Origin of the sequence: Ensifer sp. Root127 (assembly GCF_001425225.1) — a bacterium.
In the GTDB taxonomy this organism is placed as follows: Bacteria; Pseudomonadota; Alphaproteobacteria; order Rhizobiales; family Rhizobiaceae; genus Ensifer; species Ensifer canadensis.
Map to the genome: position 1 here is coordinate 1 of NZ_LMDX01000006.1, position 13,576 is coordinate 13,576.

13 protein-coding genes and 2 pseudogenes are annotated in these 13,576 nt (G+C 58.3%); 11 read left to right on the plus strand and 4 right to left on the minus strand.

What is annotated here, in order from left to right; translation table 11 throughout:
• Positions 1-246 (plus strand): annotated as a pseudogene (locus ASD03_RS09715) (hydrolase); the annotation flags it as partial.
• Between the two features lie 73 nt (positions 247-319).
• Positions 320-607 (plus strand): XapX domain-containing protein, encoded by a 288-nt coding sequence (locus tag ASD03_RS09720; protein WP_025429592.1) that lies wholly within the window; start codon positions 320-322, stop codon positions 605-607.
• On the opposite strand, the gene ASD03_RS38765 is transcribed toward ASD03_RS09720, so the two are convergent.
• Positions 591-944, minus strand: coding sequence for a hypothetical protein (locus ASD03_RS38765; RefSeq protein ID WP_156407920.1), 354 nt, complete (start codon positions 942-944; stop codon positions 591-593). The genes ASD03_RS09720 and ASD03_RS38765 overlap by 17 nt on opposite strands.
• A gap of 167 nt (positions 945-1,111) precedes the next feature.
• A pseudogene (locus ASD03_RS40360) lies at positions 1,112-1,365 on the minus strand (nucleotidyltransferase); the annotation flags it as partial.
• Between the two features lie 43 nt (positions 1,366-1,408).
• On the opposite strand from ASD03_RS40360, the gene ASD03_RS38775 reads away from it, so the two are divergent.
• Positions 1,409-1,555, plus strand: a complete 147-nt coding sequence (locus tag ASD03_RS38775) for a hypothetical protein (protein WP_156407922.1) — start codon at positions 1,409-1,411, stop codon at positions 1,553-1,555.
• A gap of 88 nt (positions 1,556-1,643) precedes the next feature.
• Here the strand turns inward: ASD03_RS38775 and ASD03_RS09725 are convergent, their stop codons facing one another.
• Entirely contained in the window at positions 1,644-2,876 is a 1,233-nt protein-coding gene (locus ASD03_RS09725; protein WP_025429591.1) for an NAD(P)/FAD-dependent oxidoreductase, read from the minus strand.
• Between the two features lie 609 nt (positions 2,877-3,485).
• On the opposite strand from ASD03_RS09725, the gene ASD03_RS09730 reads away from it, so the two are divergent.
• The 8 genes from ASD03_RS09730 to ASD03_RS09765 all read left to right on the plus strand — a co-directional run bounded on the left by ASD03_RS09730 (position 3,486) and on the right by ASD03_RS09765 (position 12,085).
• Positions 3,486-3,818, plus strand: a complete 333-nt coding sequence (locus tag ASD03_RS09730; protein ID WP_025429589.1) for a GYD domain-containing protein — start codon at positions 3,486-3,488, stop codon at positions 3,816-3,818.
• Between the two features lie 858 nt (positions 3,819-4,676).
• Positions 4,677-5,150, plus strand: coding sequence for a nuclear transport factor 2 family protein (locus tag ASD03_RS09735; RefSeq protein WP_057213196.1), 474 nt, complete (start codon positions 4,677-4,679; stop codon positions 5,148-5,150).
• A 3-nt stretch (positions 5,151-5,153) separates the two neighbouring features.
• The gene (locus ASD03_RS09740) at positions 5,154-5,735 is read left to right on the plus strand and encodes a TetR/AcrR family transcriptional regulator (RefSeq protein ID WP_025429587.1); all 582 of its coding nucleotides are present in this window, start codon (positions 5,154-5,156) and stop codon (positions 5,733-5,735) included.
• The gene (locus tag ASD03_RS09745) at positions 5,732-6,127 is read left to right on the plus strand and encodes an AraC family transcriptional regulator (protein ID WP_057213079.1); all 396 of its coding nucleotides are present in this window, start codon (positions 5,732-5,734) and stop codon (positions 6,125-6,127) included. The genes ASD03_RS09740 and ASD03_RS09745 overlap by 4 nt, the downstream gene beginning before the upstream one ends.
• 229 nt (positions 6,128-6,356) lie before the next feature.
• Positions 6,357-6,689: a hypothetical protein gene (locus tag ASD03_RS09750; protein WP_156407923.1), complete on the plus strand. Its 333-nt coding sequence runs from the start codon at positions 6,357-6,359 to the stop codon at positions 6,687-6,689.
• Between the two features lie 31 nt (positions 6,690-6,720).
• Positions 6,721-7,545: an LssY C-terminal domain-containing protein gene (locus ASD03_RS09755; RefSeq protein ID WP_025429584.1), complete on the plus strand. Its 825-nt coding sequence runs from the start codon at positions 6,721-6,723 to the stop codon at positions 7,543-7,545.
• Positions 7,546-7,648: 103 nt separating this feature from the next.
• Positions 7,649-8,725 carry an AI-2E family transporter gene (locus ASD03_RS09760; protein ID WP_057213083.1) on the plus strand — a complete coding sequence of 359 codons (1,077 nt, stop codon included), beginning with the start codon at positions 7,649-7,651 and terminating at the stop codon, positions 8,723-8,725.
• A gap of 873 nt (positions 8,726-9,598) precedes the next feature.
• A complete protein-coding gene (locus ASD03_RS09765; RefSeq protein ID WP_057213085.1) occupies positions 9,599-12,085 on the plus strand; it encodes a hypothetical protein in 2,487 nt (828 codons plus the stop codon).
• Positions 12,086-12,468: 383 nt separating this feature from the next.
• Here the strand turns inward: ASD03_RS09765 and ASD03_RS09770 are convergent, their stop codons facing one another.
• Positions 12,469-13,263 carry a L,D-transpeptidase gene (locus ASD03_RS09770; RefSeq protein WP_057213088.1) on the minus strand — a complete coding sequence of 265 codons (795 nt, stop codon included), beginning with the start codon at positions 13,261-13,263 and terminating at the stop codon, positions 12,469-12,471.
• Positions 13,264-13,576 lie beyond the last annotated feature (313 nt).

Below are 13,576 nucleotides of genomic sequence, written 5' to 3' on the forward strand. Positions count from 1 at the left end.
GACGCACACAAATACGCAATGGACCGCATGGTTCAAGCCGGCGTCATTCCGGTGACCTGGCAGCAGGTCCTCCTTGAGTGGCAGCGCGACTGGGCGCGGAAGGAAACCTATGACGCCGTCACCACGCTGGTGAAGGAGCATTCCGGCGCCTACGGCATGGGCATCGATTATGCCTACACCATGGTCCACAAGGCCGCTGAACGCGTCACGCACGGCAAGCGGATTGGCCCGAACCCGGCAAAGTAACCCAGCAAGAACAGCCGCTCCGACAGGACAAGCCCGTCGGAGCGGCAATCTCATCTCAGCGAGGACGAATTCCATGAAACTCTATCTCATGTCCATCGGTGCCGGCTTGCTGGTCGGCATTGTCTATAGCCTCCTCAACGTGCGTTCGCCGGCCCCGCCGGTCGTCGCTCTCGTCGGCCTTCTTGGCATCCTCGTTGGCGAGCAGCTTGTGCCTTTCGCTAGAACGCTATGGAGCAAGGAGCCGGCCGCCGTTTCCTGGATCAACCAGATCAAGCCGCACATGTTCGGTCATATGCCGAGGGGTGGGAACCAAAATGATCTCGCTGCGGCTCGTCAGGTCCAGGTCAAGTCTGATAGCTGACCGCCAAGAGGAGAGTAGCATTGCGGTTCGCGGCGACACCTAGCCATTGCCCAATATCCAGGGACCGCTCACCAAGATCTTCGACTTTAACGGCGCGATGGCCGAGATAGGTCGCTACGACTTTGCCGTCCTCGATGTCGAGCGCGGCCCACTGTAGTTTGCTGCCGGCTCCGCAACGCAGCGGGCCTGTCAGGCAGAGGGGAACCTGAAGACGAGGGCCTATCGCGACGTCGCTGGCATCTGGACGGCTACGGCCCTTCGGGTCGCTGATCTCAGGTGAATTGAATTGCGGGTATGTCGTTCGCAACGACAGGCATTCCGACTTTGGCCTCTCCATGAAAAGCTCTCCTCCAGTTCAATTAGAAGCCGCCGCGAGGGATCACCTTTTATCGCGCGGTGACGGAGGAGAGGGCAAATCGCGGTGACGGAGACGGAGTTTCAGGAACTACCCTTTTCGCGCCTTGGGGTCGTCACCATCGCTGGAAAGCAAGTGGAAATACTGCGTCAGGGCAAGTGTCGCAGCAAGGTTGAATTGTCCGCCCGTTCGAGCTTAGCGAGGTGTTCCGCGCAGATTGTTTTGACCGGATCGTAGAGAACGGAAGTTCGAGCGGTCAGCCATGCCATTGCCTCCTCGCTGATCTCGTAGTGTTCCGAGTAGCGGGCTTTCACATACGCCTCATTCAGCGTGTTGAACCATGACTGCGATGTTGATCCCGAGGTCAGGCGTCCGTCAGGCGCACATCCTGACCCTCAGCCAAAGGGACCCATTGCCCCGACCGCGATCATTTTGGAGCGGTCAACATGACCAGGACAATTGCGGTGAGAAACGGGCTGATAGACAGCAGCGCAATGATGTACGTCCCGGCAAACAATACATCGATCGCCAGGTGGCTCGCGCCCATCGAGCGCTACTTGAGAGAGGTTCGGTCGGTCTCGCCGGAGTTCTGAAACTCCAACACGGCGTTCGGAGGAGGGGCCCACCCCTTCACAAGGGCCCCTGTAACGACGCTTGCCATGCAGATGCTAACCAATCGAATTAACTCGCCGATCTCTTGGCGAGATGGTTCACCAGCCGTGCTGCTTCCTCAGCAACCCCCGGTATAACTCCCGACTTCCGAGTCGAGGCAAAATCGAGGCCGGAAAAATACAGTCCGGGAACGAATCCGATCCCCTCCTCGTGAATAGGCTGGCCGTCGTCGTCGATGGTGTCCGGGACTTTGATCCACCGGAAATCGCCTCTGAAGCCTGTGCACCAGATTACCGATGCTATGCCGCTCGTCGCCAATTCGATTGAGCGGATCGGTGGATCGGCGAGGCGTGGGGCGATCACCTCGGCAGGATCATCCTCGGCAGGCGGCGCGTTCAGCCCGGCGCGCCCGATGTAAGCGTCAATAAGGCGCTTGACGTTGGCTGAGCTCTCGTCGGCAAAACGCATGTGCTCATCCAGGTTGTCGCCGAATACCAGGCTGCCATTCGTCATACCCAAGAAGCGACCGAGCAACACGACCCCCTGGGCGCTCAGCGATTGCAGGCTGATGGTGTGGGTGGCACCAAGCAAGCCTCGCGGCGGCAGCTTCCCCGATGGCAGGATGATTTCCCTGCGCGGTACGTCGAAATAGCCGGACAGGGTCATCCAATTGAAGATGTCGCCGCCGCGATAATAGCGGACCAGACGGCCGACTCGGCTCGTCGCCAGAAAGACCGAGCGTCCCGCGAGTGCCAGGTCCTCGGCAATCTGGCCGCCCGATTGACCGCTGCCGACTACAAGAACAGCACCTTGTTCCAACTCGGCTGCATTGCGATAGGCCGAGGAATCGAGTTGGCGGACCGTTGCCGGCAGTTCCGCCGACTCAGGCGATCGTTTCGGACAGTTCAGGCTACCGCTCGCGACGACGACGTTGCGGGCCTGAAAGACACCACGCGGTGTCGTCACAAGAAAGAGTTCGTCATCTCTGGACAGTTCCTCTGCTGGAGTCCCGGTTATCACCGGCAATTGGTGCCGCTCAACATACTTCTCGAGATAAGCGACAAATTGATGCTGTGTGCTGGCACCCCAGGGATCAGGCACGTCATGGGAATCACCGGGCAGCAGCGAGCGAATGTTAGGCGAGTTCAGACGGAAGGAATCCCAGCGCTGGGTCCGCCAGGTTTCTCCGATGCAGCCTCGCTCAAGCACCTGATGATCGCGACCTTGCTGCTTGAGTAAATAACTGATCCCAAGCCCGGCCGAGCCCGCTCCGACGACAACCACGTCAAGTATCCCCGCCATGGCACATCCTCCCAACAAGACGGCATCGTAGGAATCGAAGCGCGACGGCCTCGGATCAACGTTCAGGCGGACCTGCTGGCGGTGCCGCCATCTGCCTGGTCCTGGATGACGGTAACATGGATTCGATCAACTCTAAGGAGAAAGGCGTTGTTCGTTTGTGTGCCCGCAGGCCAGCAGCATCCCCAAGTCTCAACGACTGAATGCGGGAAAGCGCGCCGTTATCCCATGCTCGTTCCTGGGAGCAGACCCGAGGCTACGCCCTCAGCAAGGAAAGAAGTTTCACTGCCTGGCAGAGTTGTCGGATGAGATGATCGATGAGGCCCTCGAACAACACGCTTAGCTCGATTTGGAACTTCGGTGGCAGGACGCTATATGCCAGGGGAATCCCTGCTAAACGGTCCAAAGCCTTAACGTGCAACCGCTTCGGATGCGACGGCTGGTAGTGCCGTCATTTCAAGGCCCGCCGCGGTGGCGATCATGCTCACTGTGCGTCGCCGAATTGTGCGTGACCAATCTAGCGCTCTGCAGCTCAACGCTCGTCTAACGCCAAGTTTTTTGAGATATTGAGTATGGCAGGTCACCCGATCTGCCCAGTTGAGGGAGGATGTCATGCCACTGTTCATAACCACAGGGTGCTATACAACCACGTCAGCGAAGGGAATGATTGACAGTCCATCGAACCGAGAAAAGGCGGCCCGTGGCATCATGGAAGCAGCGGGCGGGAAACTGCATTCTTTCTACGTTACGACGGGCGAAACCGACTGGATGGCAATCACGGAATTCGACGATGGCGCTGACTTGGTCCCCGCACTTCTCGTTGTCAGCGCATCGGGAGCTGTATCGAATGTAAAAACCGTGCGAGCCTACACGGGCGCGGAATTCAAAGCTGCCCAAGAGAAGGCGGGCAAAATCGCATCTTCCTATGGCCCCCCAGCAAAATAAGCAGGCCGCTGGTTGAAACGTTTTTGGCAGCGGAACCTCCGCTGCCAGAAACGAGGCGCATTTTCCCCAATGTAGACGCACGTTCCTCCCCGCCACAGTACATTGCCGCGCTTTGGTGTTTTGTACTTGGCGACAACGTTCACGTGCTCGCTCGCGATGGTGACTGGCACGCCCTAGCCATAGTCGCATGTTCCGCCCGGACAGTGAGCGGATTATCGAAGCCATGCACCCTTATCGCCATCAGTCGCCCCCTGGATGTCATCTTCGGATGCGGAGAGCTGATACGCACGATCCTTCTGAGCTGCGCGTAAGCGACCGCCCACTGACCAGCAGTGATATAGCGCAGGGCGGTGATGAGAGGCGACGACGCGCGGGACAGGAGGTATGTCTCCGGGCTCGTCCGAAATCTGTGCCTACCTGTTTTTGAACTGATGTCGCTATCCCCGATCTGTCGCACACACGGCTTGGCGCTGGATCCTTCGATTGTCTGCTGCAGCGTCTCATGAAGCGAAAGCGGTCGATCGCCGAGCGAGTTCTTTGGCCAGCCGAGACCACCGAGAGCGAGACAAAGATGCTTTATTACGCGGTGGTGGCGGCCTCAGACGTCGAGCTTGAGACGGTCTTTCGTGAACTCATGCACTGAGCGGACAAACATCTAGCAACCGGCCTAGCCACAACAGCTAAGATCGCAGCTCTCGGCGTGACGCGGACTCGGCGGACTACGGCGCAACCTTTCAATTCGCACGGCAAAAACGGCCAGCGCCCAGCGTTGACCGTTGACGCTGCACTCAGCCACATGTACCGATTGACACACTGTTTACCGATCGGTACAGTGAAAAGGATCTGGAGATCATGAACATGACTGAACAACGCCCACCACTGCCCCCTTTCACCCGCGAAACGGCAGCGGCCAAAGTCCGAGCTGCAGAGGACGGATGGAACAGTTGCGATCCGCACCGCGTGTCCCTCGCCTACAGCGTCGACAGCTATTGGCGTAACCGCGCGGAATTTGTCCAAGGACGCGAGCGTATCGTCGAGTTCCTGGCGAGGAAGTGGACAAAAGAACTCGAATACCGGCTGATCAAGGAGCTGTGGGCTCATGACGGCGACCGTATCGGGGTGCGCTTCGCCTACGAGTACCGCGACGACTCCGGGAACTGGTACCGGGCATACGGCAACGAAAACTGGGAGTTCGACGAAAACGGGCTGATGCACCACCGTTATGCCTGCATCAATGATCTGCCGATCGAAGAATCTGAACGCAAATTCTTCTGGGATCGGTCTGGGCCCAGGCCAGCGGACCACCCGGGACTTTCCGAATTGGGACTGTAGCACATGCCAAAGATCGTCGCCGAGCGCTCGGACGTAATCCCATCCCTCGCCGAGATCTTTCGGGAGTATGGCTTCGACGGTGCAAGCCTATCGACCATCACCGAAAAGACCGGCCTCGGAAAGGGAAGCCTTTATCACTTCTTTCCCGGTGGGAAGGAAGAGATGGCCGCAGCCGTGCTCGGCGAGATCGACGAATGGTTCGCGACGCAGGTCTTCGAACCGCTACGGAGCGCGGATGATCCGCGTTCCGCAATCACCAGCATGTGTAGCTCGGTTGCCGGCTACTTTCGCTCCGGCCGCCGTGTGTGCCTCATTGGCGCGTTTGCACTGGACAACGTCCGGAACCGCTTCAGCGATCGGGTCAGGGATTACTTCGCCGAGTGGCGTGGTGCGCTCGCCTCTGCTCTCGAGAGGGCCGGATGCCCTGAACGTGACGCCCTTGCGCTTGCCGAGGAGACAGTAGTTGCCGTCCAGGGGGCCTTGGTGCTCGCCAGGGCGCTCGACGAACCGGAAGTCTTCGAACGAACCCTAGAGCGGATCCAGTCCCGGCTTATTGCGGCGACCGGTGGAGACGAGCAAAGATGAAGGATCGCAAGACAAACTCCGTCGTGCTCGCACCATGGCGGCTCAAGCGCGCCGTAGAGTTCATCGAAAGGAACCTAGCGACCCCGCTTCAACTCGTAGACATCGCGCGCGCCGCGGGCCTCAGCCCCATGCATTTCGCTGCCGGCTTCCGGTTCGCGACAGGCCGGAGCCCGCATGCCTATCTGCGCGACCGTCGAATAGAGCGCGCGAAAACGAAATTGTTGAGCGAAGACCTGAGCATCGACGAAATTGCGATTGATGTCGGCTTTCGTTCACAGACCCATTTTATCACAGTGTTCCGACGTCAAACGGGGCATCCACCCGCACGCTGGCGGCGTTGCAGCGCTTGCATCGGCGAGCCGTCCGAAGTTGTATGGCGGATGTCTCAGTAAGTGGCACACATACGAACTGCGCTCCGGTTATCGCTGCTCCAGTCTCGACATCAGCTCTCGCGCTGCGACAAGATCTGCTGTGACGGCTCATTCCATGAACCTCGAGCAGACGTCAGCGACGCTTTGCTCCATCAAATGCCGGGACTAAACATCTCGCTTCCTTGCAGAGCTTCCAGGCTCTGCTCGACCTCAACGCGCAGCACGATAACGAACGATAGGTGCTCGCATGATGAGCCAGAAACGAATCTTCGGCCTCTCCACGGTCGCAACACTCCTGCTCGGCGCGGGCGTGGCGCTCTATGCCGAGCCGGGCGTTGCGGTCTTCAATCCAACGCAGGCCGGATCGACGACGGGCCGGATCAGCGATCCGGCCCCGCAACGGTTCGAGGTTGCTCAGGCCCAGACCGGCGGCGGCTCGACGCTGCCGGGCGGTGCATCCTCGCTCAACGAGACCCGCGCTTCCCCAAAGAACAATATCGTTTCGACGACATGTGGCGTAGAACTTAGCCTACAGCGTCTCTGTTCGGCCGGCGGGACAAGGTACGAGCAGCGAAGTCGATAGCGAACCAAGGTCCTGCACGGGATAAGAAATTTTGAGAATGCTTACGCGCCTTTTCCAAAGGTTTCTCATCTTCTGTCTGGGGGCAGTTAGCGTTTGGCTGATCGTCTTTGTCGTTTTTGACACTGCGGACCACAGACTTCCCTGGATCCTGGCGGTAGGTCTTACCTATGGGCTTGCTGCCTACGTCATTTTGCCAAACGTGGTCCGAATGGGCTTAAAGATTCTCCACCGGAGACTCATCCCTAGATACACCATCACTGGCGACGGCTTGCCCGGGGATCCAGTGAATCTCGTGCTGATAGGCACTCTTCAACAACTTTGCGATGCGTTTGCAACAGCGGGCTGGTCAACAGCCGACAGTTTGGGGGTTGCAAGCTCGTGGCGAATGGTACGAGCGTTTCTGCTCAACACTCCGTATCCGACGGCTCCTTTCAGCACGCTCTATCTCTTCGGACGAAAGCAGGACATAGGTTTCCAGCAGCCCATCGACAACAGTCCGCGCAAGCGCCACCATATCCGCTTCTGGGCGCTGAGCCCCGCTCATACGGGCGACGATATCACAGCAGCAAGCTTCTGGCTGAATACGGATAGGCCATCGACTGATCAGCGCGTCTTGTGGGTTGGGGCGGGCACCAGGGATACTGGATTATCGCTGACCAAACTGACGCTCCAAGTGACACACGCTACCGATTCAGATACGAATGCTGAACGAGATCACATAGTCACCCAGTTGAAGTCAAAGCGGGTGATCGGGGATGTCGTCTTGCATCAATCCGGCTCACGTCTACAGACCGGAAAGGTCAACCATTACATTACCGATGGTGAGATCGCCTTCGCCAGCTTGATGGATAATTGACAAGGAGGATCCTTACCGTCTCTACCCTCCTTGGATCCGAGGATCGATGCGCTGAGATCAGCAAAGTCCGGCAGAACTCGAAACAAGACTGCGCAGGGGTCCCATGAGAATTGTGCAACCAGCTACATTCTGGATTGCGGTTTCCGCAGTCGCCTTGGTTGCACTAGTGCTTTTGCGCGAAATCCTGCTGCCATTTGTTGTTGGCGCATTGCTCGCCTATCTTCTCGTTCCCGCAGTCGACAGGTTAGAGCGGTTCGGGATCAATCGAAGCTTTGCGGCACTAGCCGTCATCTTGCCGCTGATCGTGGGTATTATCGCGGTCATGCTGGTTATGTTCCCGGTTATCATTGGTGAGCTCAGATTTTTTATTGATGAATTTCCCCGCTACATCACGCGTCTGCAGTCCCTTATGACTGAAGCAAGCGGACCCTGGATGCATGACATCATGGGTGAGAATCTTCACATCGAGCAATCTTCCGTCGATGTCGTGAGGGCGATGGGCAGCAAATGGCTCGACGGTTTCCTCAGTTCGCTGTGGTCGAGCGGACGAGCATTGATTTCCCTTCTTTCGCTCCTCGTTGTCACTCCAATCATCGCCATCTATCTCGCCATTGACTGGCACCGAATGATTGCGACAATTGATGGCTGGCTCGCTCCGGAGTACCGCGATGATGGTCGGGCGCTCGGGCGCGAAATCCACGATACTGTTGCCGGCTTCGTGCGCGGTCAGGTTGCCATCTGTCTCATTCTTGCCGTGCTTTATACGGCAGCGTTGAAGCTGACCGGACTCAACCATGCCATTTTGATTGGTATAGCTGCAGGCCTCATCAGTTTCGTTCCCTACCTTGGGGCAGCCACCGGTATCTTGATATCGGTATGCGTTGCGGTGGACCAGTTCTGGCCCACTTGGGCACCTGTCGCTGTTGTGGGGGGCATCTTCATTGTCGGTGAAATGCTTGCCGACTATGTTCTGTCTCCGCGCCTCATCGGTCGGCGCGTCAACCTCAATCCAGTCTGGATGATGTTTGCGCTATTCGCCTTCGGGTGGTTATTCGGCTTCATCGGTGTCTTGCTGGCGATACCTATTGCGGCTTCGCTGGGTGTGGTCCTGCGCTTCGCGAGACGGAAATCACTAGCAAGCGCAGGTCACAACGTTTTGAACAGTCCAGGTACTGAATAGTGAACCCATCACGCCGGCGACGCTGTCAGGCCAGCCTTAACAAGAGCGAGCAGCGCCACGCCCTCACCCAGGCGATAATCGCTGCAGTGATTTGCGACCTGATGGAATTTGCTTTGGGGCAGGTTGCAAGCGCTCCGCCGGTCCGATCGCGAAGTCTTTCAGTTAGACAGGTACCCATCAGGTCGTGTCACCATGAAATCATTCAGAGTGTCTGTCCCAAGCCAAGGACGATCCAAAAGCAGTTGCCGATTTCAGTGCAGGGATCGCAGCATATCAAGCCAACGATCTTCCACTCGCCTTCAAAGAGTGTCGCCTGACACGCGCTGCGATCTCGGGATCAGCTGCGGGGCCAACATAGGTTAGCACGATCGCGAACGCGTTCACCCACCTGCGCACGGGCCGGTCCGCCCGACAACAGGCTTGCGCTGCTCACCGCCATCTTGGCGATGGCATCAATCTCGGCCTGACCCGCATGGCAGATGTTTCTCCAGGCCCGACGATGCGGCAGCCTACGTAGGCTCATGAATGGCACATCCGGGTCAATGCTCAAAGAAACCTGGCCCTCACGGCGATCTGGGGTACATTAATGGTCTTGATCGCAATCTCCGGCTGCATTATTGCGCTAGGCGAAACTGTCTTCAGCCGGGCGCTCAAAACATCAATCGACGATGTGCCGCCCTTGAAGATAGGCAGAGCGCCAAGACCGACTTAGAGGAACTTCACTCTCGCTGGTCGCTACGCCTGTTGGACTGGTCGACGGGCGCCGTAGCATGATTGCCAGTTCATCTGCCTTCATTCCGGTTAGTGGCCTAGCGCGCATCTAGGCGACGTCGCGGTTGCAGCGGTTTCAACGAAACATTTCGGGACGGTCTGATGTCGAAAGGCAATCGTTTCGCAGTGATTGCAATGGACCGTCGTGATGTCGGTCGCAAAGTCGCCGTCACACAGGGAGGCGGTGAAAGGATGGATGATTTGGAACAGGTAAAATCGGTCACAGGAAAAGGTCGGCGCAAGGCGCTGTGGTTGAGCGCCGCGTTTGTGGCGGTGCTGGCTGCCGGGGCGACGGGTTACAAGATCACGCTGGAGCGCGGCGTCAAGCAGCATATCACAGCGCGCGGGGGAACAGTCGGCTCCGTCCATGTGGATTATCTCGGCCGATTTCATCTGCGTGACGTGATGCTGCCGCTAAAGGACGGCCTTAGCGCAAAGATCGCCGGCATCGACGGTCGCCCAAAATTTCTCTTCCTGAATGCCGAGCTCGAGATCGCCAACCTGAGCGCCGAGCTTGCGGGTTACAAAATCGCTGTGCCGCGCGCGAGTGTCGAGCAGCCAAATTTCGACCGTCAGACGGTCGCCGAGATATTCGCAAACAAGAGCGGTCTGTCATTGCCGGAGCGTATCCAGCGCTTCCAGGCCAATCGCATCTTTCTGCCCGAGGTCGCGATGACCAAGATCGTTGAGGGGGATGAAGACAGGATCGTCTACAAAAACATCGCGCTCGAGGATATCAGGGATGGCCGCGTAGCACGCTACAGCTCATCCAATGCCAGCCTGGACATGCATGTGGCTGAGGCGACTGAAGACGGGAAGACGAAAAACGCGCGCATGAACGGCTCATTTGGGGCGATGACCGGCAAGGACCTGGACGTGGCCTATGCGGCACGTCTGTATACGCAAGTGGCCGGGCCACAGGACAAGCAGGCCAAGGCCCTTTACGGCCCCTTGTCGATCAAGGACGTCACTCAGACAATAGGCGAGGGCAGCTTCCAATATGGTGAGTTGCGCAGCAATGGTCTTAGCATTCGTATGCCGGCTGAGCCGCTTTTGGACACGCTGGGCATGCTGCGTTCGGTCAAAGCCCCCGACGAATTGCCTGCTGCCGAACGAAACGCCTTTTACATGAAGGTTCTCTCCCTGCCCGATATGATTGGCCAGGGCGATATCCAATTGCTTGGACTCAAGGTCAAATCCCCGGGCAAGGACATTGGCAAGCAGATCAGCCTTGATGTCGAACGCACGTCGCTTCACCTGAACGGGCGCGAAGTGAACGCGAGCCTCAACGGGATCTCGATGGAAGAAGGCGATGATCATTTCCGGCTCGCTGAAGCCAGCGTCAGCGGTTTTTCCTGGCACCCGACAATGGAGGCGTTGAAACAACTCCTTGTTTTGAACGAAGATCAGGCTCAAGAATTTGCCTATTCCACATTGCTGCCCGAGTTCGGGACATTCCGGCTTGCCGGTCTCGATGTCGATCTGCCGAGCGGGCCGGCCGACGTTGAAGAGATCGCAGCGGTCGATGACGAGGCGACGGCGCCGAGCGAGACGACGTCTGACGATCGTCTGGATGCTGCAACCGCTGCACCGGCAATCGACGCGCCCGATCCCAGCGATAGCAGCCAAGGCAGCGATGTCGCCGTTGAGGGCGCGGACGCCGGGCCCGAAGTCTCAGCTGTACCGGTTGACGCGGACAAGGACGGTTCGGCCATCGATGATGGCGCAGACGCTGCGGCAGATGTGGCCGCTGCTGAAATTGCGGACGATGCTGCCGATCAGGCGAGAGATCCTGATCCTGTGGATGGTGCCGGTGACGATGCCCTTCCTCAGACTGCGCTCAACGATGATGCAGGTGAAGTTGAAGCCTCTGAAACAATGTCGTCGGACATCGCATCGCTCGTTCCGCAGCGCGTGAAATTTTCGCTGAAATCTTATGAAGCGGCGCTCGGCAAACCGTACAACGGAATCCCTACCGATATTCGTATTGTCTACGAGGACTTGAGTGTCCCGATGCCGCCAGACGCCAAGGACGAGACGTTTGAGCAATTGCGAAAGCTCGGCTACGACAAGCTCACCTTGTCGGCAGGGGTTGAGGGACATTGGGACGAAGCGGGCAAAAGCTTCGTCATCAAGGATATCTCCCTTGGGGGCGAAGGGATGGGCAGTGTTTCGCTGTCTGGTGTCTTGGCCGGCGTCTCAAACGATTTGTTTTCTGCTGACACGATACGCATGCAAACCGCAGCACTCGGCGTTACTGCACGGGAATTGAAGCTCCGGATCGAGGACAAAGGGCTCTTCGACAAGGCGCTGACTTTGTATGCCCGGCAAAACGACATGACGGCGGAGCAGGCGCGCGGCATGCTGGTGCTGGTCGGATCCACCATGCTGCAGCAGTTCGTGGCCGATCAGCCGAAGCTTCAAAGTGTCGCCGGGGCAGCCTCAACTTTCCTGGGAAGAGCGGGGACATTCACCCTGTCTGTCAAATCGAAGGACGCCGCAGGCATTGGTGCGATTGAACTGATGACAGCCTCCGACGATCCGGCAGGTTTCCTGGAGCGGCTCGATATCGAGGCAAAGGCCGAATAGATCCTCGTCAACGCAGCGCCGGCAGTCGTTTGACGTCGGCGTTGCATCTTGTTGCGTATGGGATCGAAACCCATGCCTATGTATTTCGTTTTTCCGGCAGCACTGCTTTCGACGGGCGCATCGGATTACCGCGTTGGGTTAACATGTTGTTGGCTGACATCGCGCCTGCAACGGACCGACGCTTGACCCCTCGCTCTTGCGGCTCAAGAGGCGTTGCGTCCTCAGACACTAGGAGAGATCCGGCACGCCTCCCTCTAAAGATCGCGGTCAGAGAGCTTGTCGCGAAGGGCAGACGGGTGCGGCAGGATTGAACGACTGAATTTTTTTGGTAGGGACTGTCGTGGCTCTTCTCGATTCCCTACTCGCTCGGCGCGAAGCGCCTTTCACGCCACCACAATCGGGACTTTGGTCGGCGACGCCTTGACCCGGTTGTAGAGGTCGATGACGTCCTGGTTGATCATGCGCACGCAACCGGAAGATGCCTGAGTGCCGATGGTCCACCATTCGGGTGAGCCGTGCACGCGATAGCCAGTGTCGTGGCCGTCCTTGTAGATATAGTGTGCGCGGGCGCCGAGCGGGTTGTCGAGGCCACCCGGCTGACCGCCCGTCCATTTCACCAGCTCCGGCTTGCGTGCGATCATCTCTTTGGGCGGCGTCCAGGTCGGCCATTCCTTGGTGTACTGGATCTCGGCGCGGCCGCTCCATTCGAAGCCGGCCTTGCCGATGCCGACGCCGTAACGGATCGCTTCGCCGCCTTCCTGCACCCAATAGAGATGCCGCTCGTTGAGCCGCACCACAATCGTGCCCGGCGCCTCGCCGGTCGGATCGATAACGATCTGACGGCGGAATTCCGGCCTGATCTTCTGGAATGGAACTGCCGGGATCACGAGGCCATTGTCGATCAGCGAGGCATACATCGTGCCGTTATCGGTGATGTTGCTGTCGACGCTGAGCGGTGGGATCGAACCGGTCGGCATGCGGTCAACGCCCCCAGGCGGCATACCACCCGACGGCTCGATTGATCCCAGCTCCGGGAATTCGAGCGTCTGCGAGCAGCCGGAGGCGCCAAGCAGTGTCATGACACCGAGGCCCGAAAGCACGGCGCGGCGGGAGACGAAGTAGCCGGACTCCGGTTTGGTGGCGCCGGAGGACAGCGCCTGATCTTGCGGCTTACGCATGCACTCATTACCCCAAACGAACGGTCGGCATCATGCCCACCGGATGGGCCGCATTTTCACAATTCGTTGTTAAGAAAGCGTGAAACCATTGCCGGCCGTGCCCCACCCTTCGGCGCGTTCGACATGCCGCTCGTGCGCCGGTGGTGATGATGTCGGCGACATTTGTCAGCGTGCCCGCATATTTCCTTCTGTTGATGTCTCCGTTGTGGTGGATCGGCGGCTCCGCATTTGCACAGCCTCAGCGCGGGCTTCCTGTTCGATTATCTCTGCTATGCCACGGTTCATCATCTCGTGCATTATCGACCGGGACGCC

Coding starts and splice junctions, on each gene's coding strand:
- ASD03_RS09720 (WP_025429592.1), top strand. CDS start 320: ATGAAACTCTATCTCATGTCCATCGGTGCCGGCTTGCTGGTCGGCATT.
- ASD03_RS38765 (WP_156407920.1), bottom strand. CDS start 944: ATGGAGAGGCCAAAGTCGGAATGCCTGTCGTTGCGAACGACATACCCG.
- ASD03_RS38775 (WP_156407922.1), top strand. CDS start 1,409: ATGACCAGGACAATTGCGGTGAGAAACGGGCTGATAGACAGCAGCGCA.
- ASD03_RS09725 (WP_025429591.1), bottom strand. CDS start 2,876: ATGGCGGGGATACTTGACGTGGTTGTCGTCGGAGCGGGCTCGGCCGGG.
- ASD03_RS09730 (WP_025429589.1), top strand. CDS start 3,486: ATGCCACTGTTCATAACCACAGGGTGCTATACAACCACGTCAGCGAAG.
- ASD03_RS09735 (WP_057213196.1), top strand. CDS start 4,677: ATGACTGAACAACGCCCACCACTGCCCCCTTTCACCCGCGAAACGGCA.
- ASD03_RS09740 (WP_025429587.1), top strand. CDS start 5,154: ATGCCAAAGATCGTCGCCGAGCGCTCGGACGTAATCCCATCCCTCGCC.
- ASD03_RS09745 (WP_057213079.1), top strand. CDS start 5,732: ATGAAGGATCGCAAGACAAACTCCGTCGTGCTCGCACCATGGCGGCTC.
- ASD03_RS09750 (WP_156407923.1), top strand. CDS start 6,357: ATGAGCCAGAAACGAATCTTCGGCCTCTCCACGGTCGCAACACTCCTG.
- ASD03_RS09760 (WP_057213083.1), top strand. CDS start 7,649: ATGAGAATTGTGCAACCAGCTACATTCTGGATTGCGGTTTCCGCAGTC.
- ASD03_RS09765 (WP_057213085.1), top strand. CDS start 9,599: ATGTCGAAAGGCAATCGTTTCGCAGTGATTGCAATGGACCGTCGTGAT.
- ASD03_RS09770 (WP_057213088.1), bottom strand. CDS start 13,263: ATGCGTAAGCCGCAAGATCAGGCGCTGTCCTCCGGCGCCACCAAACCG.